The following is a 15,459-nucleotide window of genomic DNA, read 5'->3' on the forward strand; positions in this document are numbered from 1 at the left end:
GAACACCCCTGTCGCAACGGGCAACCGACCCCGCGACGGAATCAGCGGTAGTCGTCCTCGTCCCCGGTGACCACCCGGGCCTGCTCCATCGCGTCCCAGTCGCCGACCTCCAGGCCACGGTGCGGCTCGCTGTCGACGTCGGCCGGGCCGGCGACAGTGGCCTGCTCGACCGCGTCGGCCGGGTCCGCCTCGGGGTCGCGTTCGTCGGGCGCGAGGTGGTCGCCGGGGGTGAAGTCCTCGTCGGGCTGACCCATCATCCCTCCCGGGAGTCTCGGGGCACGGTCCCCACCACCGTACGGGTTGGGCCGGCGCGCCGCCCGGAAGCGGAGTAGGCGGAATCAGCCCTCGGCGACGCGACCCGGTGCCAGGATGGTGCAGTGGGCTTCCTCATCAGACTGGCGATCACCGCTGTCGCGTTGTGGATAACCACGCTGATCGTGCCCGGGGTCGACGTGCACGGTCGTTCGGGTGGCAACACCGTTCTCACCCTGATCGTGGTGGCTCTGATCTTCGGTGTGATCAACGCGGTGCTCAAACCGGTGATCCGGGTCGTCGGTTGTGTGTTCTACCTGCTGACCCTGGGCCTGTTCGCGCTGGTGGTCAACGCGTTGCTGTTCCTGCTCACCGACCGGATAGCCCGCGGGCTCGACCTGCCGTTCCAGGTGGACGGATTCTGGCCGGCGTTCTGGGGAGCCATCGTGATGACAGTGGTGACCTGGTTGATCAGCGTCATCGTGCCGGACAACCTCGACCGCCGGTGAGCGGCTGGCACCCGGGTCGGTTTCTCCGGTGCACCTCACCTACGGGATACTTCGGGTGGAGGACAGCGCGGTCCGGCGCACAAATGAAGAACAGCGGCCAGCACGGCCGAGAGTGGTAAGTAAGGAGCACATCACATGCCCATCGCTTCCCCCGAGGCTTACGCGGAGATGCTGGACCGCGCCAAGGCTGGCCGGTACGCGTACCCCGCGATCAACGTGACCTCCTCCCAGACGCTGAACGCAGCGCTCAAGGGCTTCGCCGACGCGGAGAGCGACGGCATCATCCAGGTCTCCACGGGTGGCGCCGAATACCTCTCCGGCCCCTCGATCAAGGACATGGTCACCGGCGCGGTGGCGTTCGCCGCGTACGCGCACGAGGTCGCCAAGAAGTACTCGGTGAACATCGCCCTGCACACCGACCACTGCCCGAAGGACAAGCTGGACGGTTTCGTGCGTCCGCTGATGGGCATCTCGCAGGAGCGGGTGAAGCGCGGCGAGGAGCCGCTGTACCAGTCGCACATGTGGGACGGCTCGGCAGTGCCGGTCGCGGAGAACCTGCAGATCGCCGCGCAGCTGCTCGACGAGGCCGCCAAGGCCAAGATCGTCCTTGAGATCGAGGTCGGTGTCGTCGGTGGCGAGGAGGACGGCGTCGAGAACGCCATCAACGACAAGCTCTACACCACCACCGATGACGGCCTTGCCATGGTCGAGGCGCTCGGCCTCGGCGAGAAGGGCCGCTACATGGCGGCGCTGACCTTCGGCAACGTGCACGGCGTCTACAAGCCGGGCAACGTCAAGCTGCGTCCGGAGATCCTCAAGCAGATCCAGGACGCCGTCGGCGCCAAGTACGGCAAGGACAAGCCGCTCAGCCTGGTCTTCCACGGTGGCTCGGGCTCCCTGCTGAGCGAGATCCGCGAGGCTCTGGACTACGGCGTGGTGAAGATGAACATCGACACCGACACCCAGTACGCCTTCACCCGCCCCGTCGTGGACCACATGCTCCGCAACTACGACGGCGTGCTGAAGATCGACGGCGAGGTCGGCAACAAGAAGCAGTACGACCCGCGCGCCTGGGGCAAGGCCGCCGAGGCCGGCCTGGCCGCCCGGGTCGTCGAGGCCTGCGAGCACCTGCGCTCGACCGGCACCACGATGACCAAGTAACGACGTCCCACCCGACGGCCGGCTCCCCACCCGGGGAGTCGGCCGTCGTCGTCACGTCGTCAGCAGGCGTACCGCCTCGCGAACGTCGTCGGTGAGGTGGATCGTCGACGACAGATCACCGAACGGGGACGCGGCCAGCAGCGGACGCAACAGCGCCTCCACCGGCAGCTCCCCGGTCCAGTACGCGCGGTCCAGGAAGATGTACGCCCCGCTGGCACCGTCGGTGCCGTAGTAGGTCTTGGTCGCCGCCTGGAACACCTCCTGCACGGTGCCCGCCCGCCCCGGCGCGAAGACGATGCCGCCCCGGGCGAGGCGCAGGATGGTGTCCTCCCGGATCGCGTTCGAGAAGTACTTCGCGATCCGCCCGGCGAACAGGTTCGCCGGCTCGTGCCCGTACAGCCAGGTCGGAATGGCCAGCCCACCGGCACGCGCCCAGCCCAGGTCGTCGCCGCGTTGCCGGGGCACCCCCGCGTAGCGCTGCCGGACCGTCAGCGCCGTGGCCGTGTACCGGTGGTGGTCGGTGAAGTCGGGCGCGGTGGCCAGCAGGTCGATCGCCGCCGTCACATCGGTCTCCGGCCGGTCCGCCAGGTAGGCGCCCAGGTTCGCCGCCTCCATCACACCCGGGCCGCCGCCGGTCACCACCAGCCGGTCGGCCCGCGCCAGCTCCCAACCCAGCACGGCCGCCATCCGGTACGCGGGACTGCCGCGCCGCACCGCGTGCCCGCCCATGATGCCCACCACCGACTGCGGCCCGTACGCGGCCAGCCAGACCCTCGTGGCGTCGGCCAGCGCGTTGTCCACGCCGTGGTCGTGCAGCCGCTGACCCAGCGCCTCCTTGACGTCCGGCAGCGCGCCGCCGTGCGCCCGGTAGTGGTCGTACACCCGGGTGTCGTACATCCCGGTGAACCCGCCGTCGGCGAACCCGGCGGCCAGGTCGTCAGGGGTGTAGAGGTGCGTCGGCTGGGTCGGGTACGGCAACCCGGAGAACGGCGGCACCACGTTCGCGCCACGCCGGACCAGGTCGGCGCCCACGTCCCGGGACGCGAACCGGCAACCGACGAAGAGGGTGCCGGCGACGTCGACGCCGGTCAGGTCGGGCACCGGGGTGAGGTCGAGCCGCAGGCCCTGCACGGTCAGCCCGGCCAGCCGACCGGTGCTCAGCTGGCTGTCGAACTCGGCCCGGGTCTGGATCTCACCGGCATGCAGGTGCGGCTCGATGACGTCTGCGGGAGGTGGGGTCGGCACCGGGCCATCCTGCCCCTCCGCGAGGGCCGGTCAAACCTCGGGCCAGTGGCGGAACGGACAGGAGCCCGATGGTCGTGGCCACCGGGCTCCTGCATTACCGGTTCCTGGGGAGGCTCCGGACCATTAGTTGTAGTGGAAAACACCAGGCAGCGGCATAGGCCGCAGGCGTGACCAACTCCTCAGCCGTTCAGCGGGACACGTCGGCCGACCCGCTCGCGTGTCGCCCTGTCCAGCGGGTTGAATGGGGCGATGCAGAACCTTTTGCCAGAGCCACCGGCCACCCGCCTGCCCGTGAACGACGAGGCCGACGCCGCCCTGGCCGCCGCCGACGAGGCCGGCACCGATGAGGCGTACGCCAACGTGGCGGCCGGCTTCCCGACCTACAGCGCGGCCTGGGCGGAGCTCGCGGCGCGGGCATTCGCGCAGGGCCAGGTGGTGGCGGCGTACGCGTACGCCCGCACCGGTTACCACCGGGGCCTCGACCAGCTGCGCCGCAGTGGTTGGAAGGGGCACGGCCCGGTCCCGTGGTCACACGAGCCCAACCGGGGCTTCCTCCGCTGCCTGTACGTGCTGTCCCGCGCCGCCGACGAGATCGGCGAGGCCGACGAGGCGGCCCGCTGTGCCCAGTTCCTGCGCGACTGCGACCCGGAAGCGGCGGACGCGCTGGCGAGCAACTGATCCCGTCCCGACGGCCGGCCCGACATCGGGCCGGCCGTCGGCGGGTCACAGCCCTTCGGCGACCGCGGCGGCGATCTTCAGCCAGGCGTCCCGGGTGGCCGAGGAGAGCCCGCCGTACCGGATCGGCTCGCCACTGTCGATGAGCCGCTCGTACGGGGCCAGCAGCACCGCCCGGGTGCGGGCCGCGAAGTGCTCCTGGATGGCCGGCAGGTCGATCTCCTTGCGGGACGGCGGCATCGACACCACCGTCACGGCCTGACGGACCAGCCGTTGCCGGCCGGTCTGCTCCAGGTGGTCGAGCATCCGGGCGGCGGTCTCGGCGGAGTCGTTACGGGCCGACATGGTGACAACCAACTGGTCGGTGGCGTCCATCGACGCCTGCCAGTTCTGCGCCCGGACGTTGTTCCCGGTGTCCACGAAGATCAACTTGTAGAACCGGCTGACCACCTCACGGATCTCGGCGAACGCGGCAGCCGTCAACATCTCGCCACCGGTGGCCGACTCGTCCGAGGCCAGGACGTCGAACATCCCCTCGCCCTGCGAGCGGACATACTGCGACAGGTCGCCGACGCGCCCGTGCGCGCCCTGGAACTGCCCGAGGTCCCGCAACATGTCCCGCACCGTGCGGGAGTGGAAGTCTTGTTGGGCGCGCATCCCGAGGGTGCCCTGGGTTTCGTTGTTGTCCCAGGCCAGCACGTAGCCGCCACGCTTCTGACCGAACGTCATCGCGAGCAGCAGGATGGCCACCGTCTTGCCAGCGCCGCCCTTCGGGTTGACCACGGTCACCTGCCGCAGACCACCGAAGTTGCGGCGCACCATCTCGATGTCCCGTTTGAGCTCCTGCTCGTGCCGCCCCGGAGAGAGCCGGAGCAGGCCCATCTTGTTGACCACCGCGCGTACACCCATGGTCGCCACCGGGTCGGCGGGTCGAACCTGACGGCGCCGGGCGAAGTCCTCGGCGGTCGGCGCGGCTGTGGTGTCCGGTGTCCAGCTGGCGTCCGGGTACGCGGTCGCGTCCGGGTACGCGGGCGCCGGGACCCGGGTCACCCCGTCGGCCTCCTGGTACTGCTGACCGGGCGTGCCGCCGGGCGAGCCCTGTTGCCAGGGCGGTGGGTACCAACCCGGCGAGGGCGGGAACGGCCCCGGCGGTGGGGTCGCCGGCCCGGCCTGCCCGGGAGCGTGCTGCGGTGCGGCAAGGCCGTGCGGTGGGCTGCTGAACTGCGTCACGTCGGGCGGCGGCGGAATCTGCGCCGGGCCGGCCTGGCCGGGGATGAACGGCTGCCCGGGGTGTGCCTGCGCGGGACCAGCGTGCGGGACGACCGGAGGCGGAGGTGGAATCGGAGGCGTCGCGCCGGCCTCGTCCTGAGCGGGCGCGGCCGCTCCGGCCGGGCGCTGCGGCGGGTACGCCCACGGCGACTCGGCAATCGGGCGCGCCGGCCCGTCGGCGGACCCGTCCGCACCTGGACCACCGGGCTGCGGCGCGGTCCCGCCGGGCTGTGGTGCCGGCGCGCCATTCTGCGGTGCCGGCGCGCCATTCTGCGGTGTCGGCGCGCCATTCTGTGGTGTCGGGCGGCCAGCCTGCGGCACTGGCCCGGCAGGCTGTGATGCCGACCCGACAGGCTGCGATGCCGGTCTGGCCGCTGCGCGGGCTGTGGCCGAGGGGTCTGCCGGCGCGGAACCGGCGGCCGTCGGGCTGTCGGTGGCGCGCGGGCTGTCGGTGGCGTTCGGACCGGCGGCAGACGCGGTGGCCGCCGTGGTGGGCCGGCCGGCGGGTGCGGGTGCGGCGGGGTGGTCGGTGGCTGCGGACATGGTGGGCCGTTCGGCGGGTGCCGGTGCGGCGGTGCGGTCGGCGGCGGCCGGGTGGTCCAGCGTGAACGGCAGATTCAGGTCGACGCCGCCCGGGGTGACCGGCGCGGCCGTCGGGCCCCGGTCGCCGGACTGCACCTGCGCCGCGTCACCGACCTGGCCGGCCGCATCGGGCGCGGCACTGCCTCCGTCGATCGCGGCGGGCCGGCCGTCCCTCGGCGCGGAGGTGGTGCTCGGCGTCGCGGCGACAGCCGGGACGCCGGGGCCGGCTGGCCCGCCGTTGCTCCCCGGGCCGGTCGCCGACGGCGTCGGCCGGACACCGGTAGCTGGCGGAGCGGCCGGCGGTGACGCAGCGGCAGGGTCGGTCGGCGGCGGCCAACTCGGCTGCGCCGGCGCCCAACCCGACCCGACGCCGGACGGGCCGCTTGCCGTCCACCCCCCAGGTGCCGGGACGGCGCCGGTGAGCGACGGGTAGTCCGACGGCGAGGGCGGCGACTGGGCGGCAGCGCCGGGCTGGCCGGGAGCCGGCGGTCGCCCGATCGGCGGCGCGGCCACCGGCGGCGTGACCGGATGGGTGACCGGAGACGGCCCACCCCGCTGCTCGGCGACCGCAGCCCACGGTGGCACCGCGCCCTGGTCGCCCGGATCTGGCGGCCAGAGTGGTTCGACGTCCCGCTCCGGCACCGGCTGCTGGCCGGGCACCTGCGCCCGGTCGGCGTTCTCGTCCATTACGGCCCTCCCCAGTCCTCCTGCGAGGATAGGCCCAATCGCCCACCAGGGCCGATCGGTGCAGACAGGTCGGCCGGTCGGTGCGGTCGAGGTCAGCTCGACCAGACCGCCCAGGCGCCCGGCTCGACCCACCAGGAACGCTTACGGGTCAGCTCGCCTTCGACACCATCGTCGAGGTAAGGCACCTTGCCCTCCCTGGGCAGCACCGACACCGCCCGTCCACGAGCCCGCCGAACTTCGAGGCGTACCCGCTTGCGCCCCCACGCCGAGCGGACGACCACCGGCACGGCCACCGCGACCTCGACCTGACCGTCGGCCGGGTCCGGCGCGGTCAACAGCGTCACGTCGTTGAGCGTCGCGTACCCGCCGGCGTTCCCGACCGCGCAGGCCAGCAGCGGTTCCGCACCGTCGCTGAGGATGGTGTCGTCGACCTCCACCCGGGCGCGCCAGTGCAGCGGCCGGCCGGCGTCGTCGGCCGCGCCGAGGAGCGCGCCGTCCAGGGTCACCGAGCCACCATCGTTGCGGAGCAGGTCCAACCGGCGCGGCGTGCCGTCCAGCACCGCGGCGGCCACCGCCGCCGGGTCACGGGGCAGCCCGAGCTGCGCGGCCAGGTCCCGGTGGGTGCCGCCACGGGCCGGGTCGAGCGGGAGTACGGCCACCGGCGGCAGGTCGGGCAGGGTCCGGTTGCCGGGCAGATCCGCCGGGCGCTTGCTCGGCGCCGGGGCGTACCGCTTGACCAGCCGGCGCAGCACGGCGCGCAACTGCCCGTCGCTGGCCGTGGCGACGACCAGCCGGGTCTTGCTGTCCGGGTCCGGCCAGGTGAGGCCGTCCGGTCGGGCCGGACCGTCGAGCCGCGCCAACACCGCGTCGATCTCGGCGTCGGAGCGGGCGGTGACCGTCTCCACGCGGGCACCCCGGGCGTTCAGCGCGTCGGCGCAGGCCAGCACCGGCACCCGTGGCCGCTCGGTCGCGCACTGCCCGGTGTCGGTGTCGGCCTGGCTGCTGTCGGTCTGGCTGCTGTCGGTCTGGCTGGTGTTGGCCTGGCTGCTGTCGGTCTGGCCGGTGTCGGCCCCGGTCGCGCCGCCGCAGCAGGCCCCGCCGCTGCCACAGCCCCCGGGAGCGTCCCGCTCCGAACCGAGGGTGAGCAGCACCACGTCGTACACGGAAGGAGCCTCCTGCCTCTCGACGCGACCCCTGCCGGCCACGCCGTCACTACTTGTTAACCTGACACCCCGGGCTCGCCGAGCGGTCGCCACCTGGCACCCGAGCCTTCTGGAGGCGGAAAAGATGCCAGCGATCGTGCTCATCGGCGCTCAGTGGGGCGACGAGGGCAAGGGCAAGGTTACCGACCTGCTTGGTGAGCGGGTCGACTACGTCGTGCGCTACTCCGGCGGCAACAACGCCGGGCACACGGTGATCACCCCGGACGGCCAGAAGTACGCGCTGCACCTGATGCCGTCCGGCGCGCTCTCGCCGAACGCGATGATCGTCATCGGCAACGGTGTGGTGGTCGACCCGAAGGTGCTGCTCGCCGAGATCGACGGCCTGGCGGAGCGCGGCGTCGACGTGTCCCGGCTGCGGATCTCCGGTGACGCGCACCTGATCATGCCGCACCACCGGGCGCTGGACCGGGTCATCGAGCGTTACCTCGGCTCGTCCCGGATCGGCACCACCGGCCGTGGCATCGGCCCGGCCTACGGCGACAAGGTCGCCCGGATCGGCATCCGCCTCCAGGACCTGCTCGACCCGGGCATCCTGCGCAAGAAGCTGGAACTCGCCCTGCGCGAGAAGAACCAGATCCTGTTCAAGGTCTACAACCGCAAGGCGATCGACGTTGAGGCGACCGTCGAGGAGTACCTGGCGTACGCGGAGCGGCTCAAGCCGTACATCGCGGAGACCCGGGCGATGCTCTGGGACGCCCTGGACCGGGGCGAGACGGTGCTGCTGGAGGGCGCCCAGGCCACCATGCTCGACATGGACCACGGCACCTACCCCTTCGTCACCTCGTCCAACCCGACGGCCGGTGGCGCCTGTGTGGGGGCGGGCATCCCGCCGACCGCGATCAACAAGGTCATCGCGGTGAGCAAGGCGTACACCACCCGGGTCGGTGCCGGGCCGTTCCCGACCGAACTGTTCGACGCCAACGGTGACCACCTGCGCAAGATCGGCGCGGAGTACGGCACCACCACCGGGCGGGAGCGCCGGTGCGGCTGGTTCGACGCTGTCGTCGCCCGGTACGCCTGCCGCCTCAACGGCGTCACCGACCTGGTCATCACCAAGCTCGACGTGCTCACCGGCCTGCCCAAGGTGCCGATCTGCGTCGGCTACGAGATCAACGGCGTTCGGGTCGACGACATGCCGATGAGCCAGACGGACTTCCACCACGCCAAGCCGGTCTTCGAGGAACTCGACGGCTGGTGGGAGGACATCACCAAGGCCCGCACCATCGACGACCTCCCGGAGAACGCCCGCCGCTACATCGCGAGGGTCGAAGAGATCTGCAACACGAGGGTGAGCGTCGTGGGCGTAGGCCCAGGCCGAGAAGAAAACGTAGTCCTCCACCCCCTCCTCCCCTAACCCCCCCGACCCCCTGCCCGCCCCCACCCCCCACCCCCTTTCCCGCCGCGTTGATCATGAAGTTATTGCCACGACACGCCGACGTGACTGGCAATAACTTCATGATCAACCTGTGGTGATCAGGCTGGTTATCCACAGGGGCGGAGTGGTTGTCCACAGGGGGTGTTTTGAGGCTTCGGGCTGGGCCAGGGTGGGCGGGTGGACGCCTTGGACGTGGCGCGGCGGGTTGCGGCCGCGCAGGACGGAGTGGTGACGCTCGGGCAGGCGCGCGCGGCCGGCCTGACCACGCATGAGGTGCAGCGGCTCTGTCGGGCTGGACGCTGGCGGGTTGTGGCGCGTGGCAGCTACCTGGTGGACGCCGACCTGTACGACGGCGTTCCTCGATCGGCGCGGATCAGGGCTGCGGTGGCCTCCTTTGGACCAGCCGCAGCCGCTGTGCTCGCAACGGCCGCGGAACTGCACGGACTGGCCGGTCTGCGGGCCACCGACGTGATCGACCTATCGGTGCCAGGCCCGATCGCCAGGCCCGCCCGGCTCGCTCACCCGGAGGTGGTGGTCCACCAGTTGGTCATCCAGCCCGAGCAGCTTGTCCGGGTGCACGGAATCACCGCTACCGAACCGCTGCGGACCCTTGCTGACGTGAGCCTGAGGGTTGATCGGTTCTCGGCGGTGAGCGTGCTGGATTCGGCGCTGAACCGTCGGCTCGTGACCACCGATGACCTGCTCTCCGTTCCGGGCCTCATTCGCGGACGACGCGGTGCGGTGGCGGCGCGCGGCTATCTCACCGAGGCCGATGGGCGTTCGCAGTCTCCGCTTGAGACGCGGGCCCGGCTGCGCTGCGTCGACGGAAAGGTGCCACCGGACGCACTGCAACTTGAGGTCCGCGATGAGGACGGCTACCTGTTGGGAATCGGCGATCTCGGCTGGAGTGTTCCCCGGCTCATCGCCGAGGCCGACGGCCGCGGCCCGCACGGCGCCCCGGAGGCCGTCTATGCCGATCGTCGCCGCCAGAATCGCCTCGTCAACGCAGGCTGGACTGTCCTCCGATTCACCTGGGACGACACCCTCCGCCCCGACTACATCCCCTGGACCATCCGCCAGGCAATCGCCAACTCCCGTCACCGTTGATCCCGATTGCCAACGCCTCCGCCCCGTTGATCATGAAGTTATTGCCACGACTCGCCGCGGTGGAGGGCAATAACTTCATGATCAACGGGGAGTTAGTGGGGGACAGTAGGATCTCGGGCGTGCGGGTTCTTTTGGTGGGTGGTGGTGGGCGGGAGCATGCGCTCGCGCTCGGGCTGGCTGGCGACTCGGGGGTTTCCGCGGTTGTTGCGGCGCCTGGTAATCCGGGGATCGCTTCGGTGGCTGAGCTGCGTGCGGTGAGCGCCTCAGATCCGGCGGCGGTGGCGGCGTTGGCCGTGGAGACCGCCGCTGACCTGGTGGTGATCGGGCCCGAGGCGCCACTGGTCGCCGGGGTCGCCGATGCGGTGCGCGCCAAGGGCATCGCCGTGTTCGGTCCATCCGGTGCTGCCGCGCAGCTGGAGGGCTCCAAGGCGTTCGCCAAGGACGTGATGACCGCCGCCGGTGTGCCGACCGCCCGGGCGTACGTCTGCACGGACGAGGCGAGCACCGCTCGGGCGCTGGATGAGTTCGGCGCGCCGTACGTGGTGAAGGACGATGGGCTCGCCGCCGGCAAGGGCGTGGTGGTGACCGACGACCGGGCTGCCGCGTTGGCGCACGCGAACGAGTGTGGACGTGTCGTGGTCGAGGAGTTCCTCGACGGCCCGGAGGTCAGCCTCTTCGTGGTCACCGACGGCGAGGCGGCGCTGCCGCTGGTGCCGGCACAGGACTTCAAGCGGCTCGGTGACGGCGACACCGGGCCGAACACCGGTGGCATGGGGGCGTACGCGCCGCTGGCTTGGGCCCCGTCCGGGCTGGTCGACGACGTGATGCGCGACGTGGTCCACCCGACGCTCGCGGAGATGCGTCGCCGGGGCACCCCGTTCGCCGGCCTGCTCTACGTCGGGCTCGCGATCACCGCCGCCGGCCCTCGGGTGATCGAGTTCAACGCGCGCTTCGGTGACCCGGAGACTCAGGTGGTGCTCGCGCTGCTGGAGACCCCGCTGGGTGGGCTGCTGCACGCGGCGGCCACCGGCTCGTTGGCCGAGCACCCGCCGCTGCGGTGGCGCGACGGTAGCGCCGTGACGGTGGTGCTCGCCTCGGCGGGTTATCCGGCGGCGCCGCGCACCGGCGACGTGATCACCGGTGCGGACCGTCCGGGCATCATCCACGCGGGCACCGCCCGCCGGGCCAGCGACGGCGCGTTGCTCTCCGCTGGCGGCCGGGTCCTCTGCGGTACGGCCACCGGCGCCGACCTGGCTGCCGCGCGGGACGCCGCGTACGCGCTGGTGGACGGGGTGGAGTTGGCCGGCTCGCAGCATCGCACCGACATCGCCGCCGCCGCGATCGAGAACCGGATCACGATCCCCAGCTGAGTCCCCGCGTCGGCGGGCTGGGTTTCGATCGCGAACGTCCGCGGTGTGGGTCGGGCTGATGGACCTCTACCCTGTTCCGGGCCACCCTTGCAGGTCGTCCATGATCGCGTAGCTCGATGCCCTGATCCGGGCGGGCGGAGCGGATCGCCGTGGGCGCGGTCGGCGGGTTCGCCATGCTCCGGTGCCGCCGAACGGCACCCTGAAGGGCCGCACCCGGGCACGTTCTGTCCCCACCACGGCCGGACGGCCGCCGACAGTCCAGCCGGCGTGCCGATCCGTCGCCTGGCCGAGTGGCCCGGTCGGTCGGTCGGGTGGCGGGTCGTTGCGGGCAGGAGATGCGCCGGTCCGGTGAGGTTGTCGCCCCCCGCGGGGCAACCCTGCGTTGCTCCGGCCACGACTTAGCGGTGTCGGAGGCACAACGACGCGAGGAGTGGAAATGCGGGTTTGCGGACGATCGCCGTGCTGTTGGTGGCCGGTGGGAGGACAGGTCCGAGGATGCCGCTGAGCCGGACATCGGCCGAGCGGGCCGCGGCCGATGCCGAGTACACCGAGTGCGTTCGGGTTGGTCTGCCGCAGTGGCGGCGGACGGCGTACCTGATGAGCGGTGACTGGCACCAGGGCGACGACGTCGTGCAGCGGGTGCTCACCGAGCTGTACCGCAACTGGTCCCGGGCACGGCGGGCCGGCAACCTGAACGCACTGGTGCGGACGATGCTGATGCGACGGTTGATCGACGAGCGGCGACGCGGCTGGGCGCGGGTGCGGCTCACCGACCTGCTACCGGAGCGGCCCGCACCGACCGCCCCGGACGCCGCTGAACGGCTCGATCTGGTGGCGGCGCTGCGCCAGGTCGCGCCTCGGCAGCGCGCCGTCCTGGTGCTGCGGTTCTTTCAGGACCTGACGGTGGAGGAGACGGCGCAGGCGCTCGGCTGCGCGCCGGGCACCGTCAAGAGCCAGACCGCCAAGGGGCTGGCGACGCTGCGAGGCCTGCTCGCCCCCGCCCGAGATGACGTGCCGACCACCATGCAGACCGGCATGGCGAGTGGTACGCCGACCAGTGTGTTGGCCCACGGAGGTTGACGATGATGGATGACACGGATGTGGCGCGGTTGATGCGCGCCGAGGTCGAGGCGGCCGAGACACCGTCGGTCGTTGTGAACATCGAACGGGCGATGACCGTCGGGCGGCGGCAGCGCTGGTACGCACGGGGCGCGGGTGCCGCGCTGGCGGTGGTCGCGGTTGCCGTCGGCGCGGTCACGGTGCCGGGCCTGGTCGCGCCGGACGAGTCGTCGCCGCCGGCGCTGGAGATGGTCGGTGCGCTGGCGCCGTTGGAGCCGTACACCGGGGAGGTGCCGTCACCCGACACGTCCCGGATCCCGGCCGCGTTGGAGACGATCGATCCGACCGTTCAGTACGTTCGGTTCGGTTGGTTGCCGTCGGGTCTGGACAGCTTGCAGTACCAGTCGGGTCTGCTGCTGAGCGGGCCGGGTGTCGTCCTGATCGCGCACGCCGTCGACTCGCCGAACCCCAACTGGGCAGGGGTTGCGGTCAGTCTCCACCCGCGAGGGGTGACGCCGCCCGCGCCGCAGGTCATGGGCATCGACCAACGGGCACCCACCCTGACTACGGCGCCCGCGCCAGATGTGCGGGGCACATCGGCGACCTTCACCCAGTACGACGTCGACGGCACTGACCGGCTCTCCCTCCGCTGGCAGTACGCCCCGGACGGCTGGGCCGCTGTCGATGTCTCACCCTGGGCGGCGGGGCAGGATGCCCGCGAGATCGCCCTGCACGTGGCGCAGAGGCTCAGGTTCGGTACGACCGAGCTGGTGCGGATGCCGGCCCAGGTGAAGGGGGTGCCGCAGAAGGTGCGGCCGATCCAGACCAACGTCTCCGGGCCGCTCACCCCGGACGGCTGGCGGTGGTATGCCGGCGTCACCTACAGCGCCGAACCCTCCACGGCGGATCCCGGCAGGCAGCGGGCGAAGACGGTGGACGTCGGCTTCTTTCCGTACGTCGAGATGACCGACAAGGTTCGGGCCGAGTTGAAAGGTAAGGAATTCTTCCGGCCGCCGAACACCACAGTCGACGGTCATCAGGCTTCCTTCTACGCTGCCGCTGATCCGAGTTCGTCGGAGACGCTGGAGGTGCTCGACGTACGGGGGATGGTGGTCAAGATCGACGCACACAGCGGAACGCTCGATGAGCAGGGCACGAAGGGCTTGTTCCAGCGCCTCGACCTCGCCGAGGCCAAGCCGGACTGGCGGCCTTCGCTGACGGTCGACTGACGGGGGCGGTAACCGCCCCGGAACTCGTCGGCTTTCGCTGACGGTTTCGGGGCGGTCAGCCGTAGTAGCGGCGTAGTTCCCGGCTGAGCACCTTGCCGGTGGCGTTCCGGGGCAGGTACTTCACGAAGATCACGTCTCGGGGGACGGAGAATCGGGCCAGGTAGTGCCGGACGTACTCGCGTACCGCCTCGGGGTCGAGCGTCTCGTTGGGGTGCAGGGCGAGGAACGCCGACAGTCGCTGGCCGTACTCGGGGTCGGGCACGCCGATCACGGCCGCTTCGCGGACCTGTGGCAGTTGGGCGAGCAGATCCTCCACCTCGGACGGGAAGACGTTCTCACCACCGGAGACGATCATGTCGTCGGCCCGGCCGTCGACGAAGAGCAGCCCGTCGGGGCTGAGTCGGCCGAGGTCACCGGTGTCGAGCAGCCCGTCGCGGGTCTCCCGGTTGGCACCTGAGGTGTACCCCTCGAAGAGCATCTCGTTGCCGACGAAGATCCGCCCGACCTGTCCGTTCGCGACCGGCTGCCCGTTGTCGTCGAGCAACTCCAGCCGGGTCCCGTGTGGTGGTCGGCCTGCCGTCGTGGGTGCCTCGCGCAGATCCTGGGGACCGGCGATGGAGGCCCAGGAGACCTCGGTGGAGCCGTAGAGGTTGTAGAGGACGTCTCCGTAGACGTCCATGAACTTCGGGGCGAGCCCACCAGGCAGCGCCGAACCGCTGACGGCGACGACCTTGAGTGGCGGACGCGGGTCTGGCGCGGGCACCTCCAGCAGTCGCTGCACCATCACGGGTACGGCGAAGAGCGCGTCGCACCGGTGATGGTGCAGCGCGGTGAGCGTGGCGGCCGGGTCGAAGCGGCGCTGCAGCACGATGGTGGCCCGTAGCGCGAAACAGACCTGGAGGGCGGCGAAGCCCCAGGTGTGGAAGATCGGCGCTGTGATCATTACCCGATCGCGGGTGTGCAGCGGGATGCGATCGATGATGGACACCAGCGGGCCGAAACCACTGGGCGTGGGTCGTCGGGCGCCCTTGGGTGCCCCGGTGGTGCCCGAGGTGAGCACGATGATCCTGCCGTCGCGCTCCGGAGGGTGCAGCTCGCCCGGGAGGGCCCCGGCGACCAACTCCTCGCGGGTGCGTTCGTCGAGGCGGGGCAGCTCGGCGGGGAGGCCGAGGACCCGCTCGGCGAACTCGTCGTCGTGCACCAGCAGCCGGAGTCGCTGCTCCTCGGCGACGGTGACCAGTTGGGCGGTGGAGAGCCCGGTGTTGACCAGGACCGCGTCCACACCCAGCAGGTTGGCTGCGACGATCGTCTCGATCAGCCCGTGGTGGTTGCGGCAGAGCACGCCGATCCGGTCGCCGGCCTGTACGCCGAGCCCGGCCCGCATCGACCGGGCCATCCGTTCGGCCCGGTCGAGGAGGTCCTGGTAGGTCAGCTCGGTGCCGTCCTCGTCGATGACCGCCAGCCGGCCAGGGTCGCGGGCGGCTGCCTGGCGTAGTTCGCCGGCCAGGCTCCACCCCCAGGTGCGCAACGCGTTGAGCTGAGAGGTGATCCGGATCGGGCTGCCCGGCATGAGCAGCCCGCGACGAGTCAGCGTGGCGACGAAGAACGGCAGGTCCATGCCGCAGACCTCCTACGGGCGGTGCGCGGACGGGCGACTGGTTCCCCCGTCCATCAGGGCTTCTTTCCTTGATCATGCACTGGGCGCTGCGGAAGGCC

13 protein-coding genes are annotated in these 15,459 nt (G+C 71.4%); 8 read left to right on the forward strand and 5 right to left on the reverse strand.

The window, feature by feature from the left end; genetic code table 11:
- Positions 1-41: 41 nt before the first annotated feature.
- Positions 42-254, reverse strand: coding sequence for a hypothetical protein (locus tag AB0B98_RS05125; protein ID WP_238672736.1), 213 nt, complete (start codon positions 252-254; stop codon positions 42-44).
- Between the two features lie 123 nt (positions 255-377).
- Here AB0B98_RS05125 and AB0B98_RS05130 point away from each other — a divergent pair, with 123 nt between their 5' ends.
- Together AB0B98_RS05130 and fbaA are read left to right on the forward strand one after the other, a co-directional pair.
- Positions 378-761 carry a phage holin family protein gene (locus AB0B98_RS05130; protein WP_030491363.1) on the forward strand — a complete coding sequence of 128 codons (384 nt, stop codon included), beginning with the start codon at positions 378-380 and terminating at the stop codon, positions 759-761.
- 135 nt (positions 762-896) lie between these two features.
- Positions 897-1,922, forward strand: coding sequence for a class II fructose-bisphosphate aldolase (gene fbaA / locus AB0B98_RS05135; RefSeq protein ID WP_124853722.1), 1,026 nt, complete (start codon positions 897-899; stop codon positions 1,920-1,922).
- 51 nt (positions 1,923-1,973) lie between these two features.
- Here the strand turns inward: fbaA and AB0B98_RS05140 are convergent, their stop codons facing one another.
- Positions 1,974-3,167 carry a hypothetical protein gene (locus AB0B98_RS05140; protein WP_357361028.1) on the reverse strand — a complete coding sequence of 398 codons (1,194 nt, stop codon included), beginning with the start codon at positions 3,165-3,167 and terminating at the stop codon, positions 1,974-1,976.
- A gap of 249 nt (positions 3,168-3,416) precedes the next feature.
- Between AB0B98_RS05140 and AB0B98_RS05145 the strand changes: the two genes are divergently transcribed.
- Positions 3,417-3,845, forward strand: coding sequence for a DUF3151 domain-containing protein (locus tag AB0B98_RS05145; RefSeq protein ID WP_238672738.1), 429 nt, complete (start codon positions 3,417-3,419; stop codon positions 3,843-3,845).
- A 45-nt stretch (positions 3,846-3,890) separates the two neighbouring features.
- Here the strand turns inward: AB0B98_RS05145 and AB0B98_RS05150 are convergent, their stop codons facing one another.
- A complete protein-coding gene (locus tag AB0B98_RS05150; RefSeq protein WP_357361134.1) occupies positions 3,891-5,654 on the reverse strand; it encodes a chromosome partitioning protein in 1,764 nt (587 codons plus the stop codon).
- A gap of 818 nt (positions 5,655-6,472) precedes the next feature.
- Positions 6,473-7,543, reverse strand: a complete 1,071-nt coding sequence (locus AB0B98_RS05155) for a diacylglycerol kinase family protein (RefSeq protein WP_357361031.1) — start codon at positions 7,541-7,543, stop codon at positions 6,473-6,475.
- Positions 7,544-7,667: 124 nt separating this feature from the next.
- On the opposite strand from AB0B98_RS05155, the gene AB0B98_RS05160 reads away from it, so the two are divergent.
- The 5 genes from AB0B98_RS05160 to AB0B98_RS05180 all read left to right on the forward strand — a co-directional run bounded on the left by AB0B98_RS05160 (position 7,668) and on the right by AB0B98_RS05180 (position 13,743).
- Positions 7,668-8,957: an adenylosuccinate synthase gene (locus AB0B98_RS05160; RefSeq protein ID WP_238672740.1), complete on the forward strand. Its 1,290-nt coding sequence runs from the start codon at positions 7,668-7,670 to the stop codon at positions 8,955-8,957.
- Positions 8,958-9,155: 198 nt separating this feature from the next.
- Positions 9,156-10,085, forward strand: coding sequence for a type IV toxin-antitoxin system AbiEi family antitoxin domain-containing protein (locus tag AB0B98_RS05165; RefSeq protein WP_357361033.1), 930 nt, complete (start codon positions 9,156-9,158; stop codon positions 10,083-10,085).
- A 119-nt stretch (positions 10,086-10,204) separates the two neighbouring features.
- Positions 10,205-11,455 (forward strand): phosphoribosylamine--glycine ligase, encoded by a 1,251-nt coding sequence (gene purD, locus AB0B98_RS05170; RefSeq protein WP_357361035.1) that lies wholly within the window; start codon positions 10,205-10,207, stop codon positions 11,453-11,455.
- A gap of 495 nt (positions 11,456-11,950) precedes the next feature.
- Entirely contained in the window at positions 11,951-12,535 is a 585-nt protein-coding gene (locus AB0B98_RS05175; protein WP_357361037.1) for a SigE family RNA polymerase sigma factor, read from the forward strand.
- A gap of 5 nt (positions 12,536-12,540) precedes the next feature.
- Positions 12,541-13,743: a hypothetical protein gene (locus AB0B98_RS05180; RefSeq protein ID WP_357361039.1), complete on the forward strand. Its 1,203-nt coding sequence runs from the start codon at positions 12,541-12,543 to the stop codon at positions 13,741-13,743.
- A 55-nt stretch (positions 13,744-13,798) separates the two neighbouring features.
- Here the strand turns inward: AB0B98_RS05180 and AB0B98_RS05185 are convergent, their stop codons facing one another.
- Positions 13,799-15,361, reverse strand: a complete 1,563-nt coding sequence (locus AB0B98_RS05185) for an AMP-binding protein (RefSeq protein WP_357361041.1) — start codon at positions 15,359-15,361, stop codon at positions 13,799-13,801.
- Positions 15,362-15,459: the final 98 nt, after the last annotated feature.

The organism is Micromonospora sp. NPDC048947 (genome assembly GCF_040649495.1).
In the GTDB taxonomy this organism is placed as follows: domain Bacteria; phylum Actinomycetota; class Actinomycetes; order Mycobacteriales; family Micromonosporaceae; genus Micromonospora; species Micromonospora alfalfae.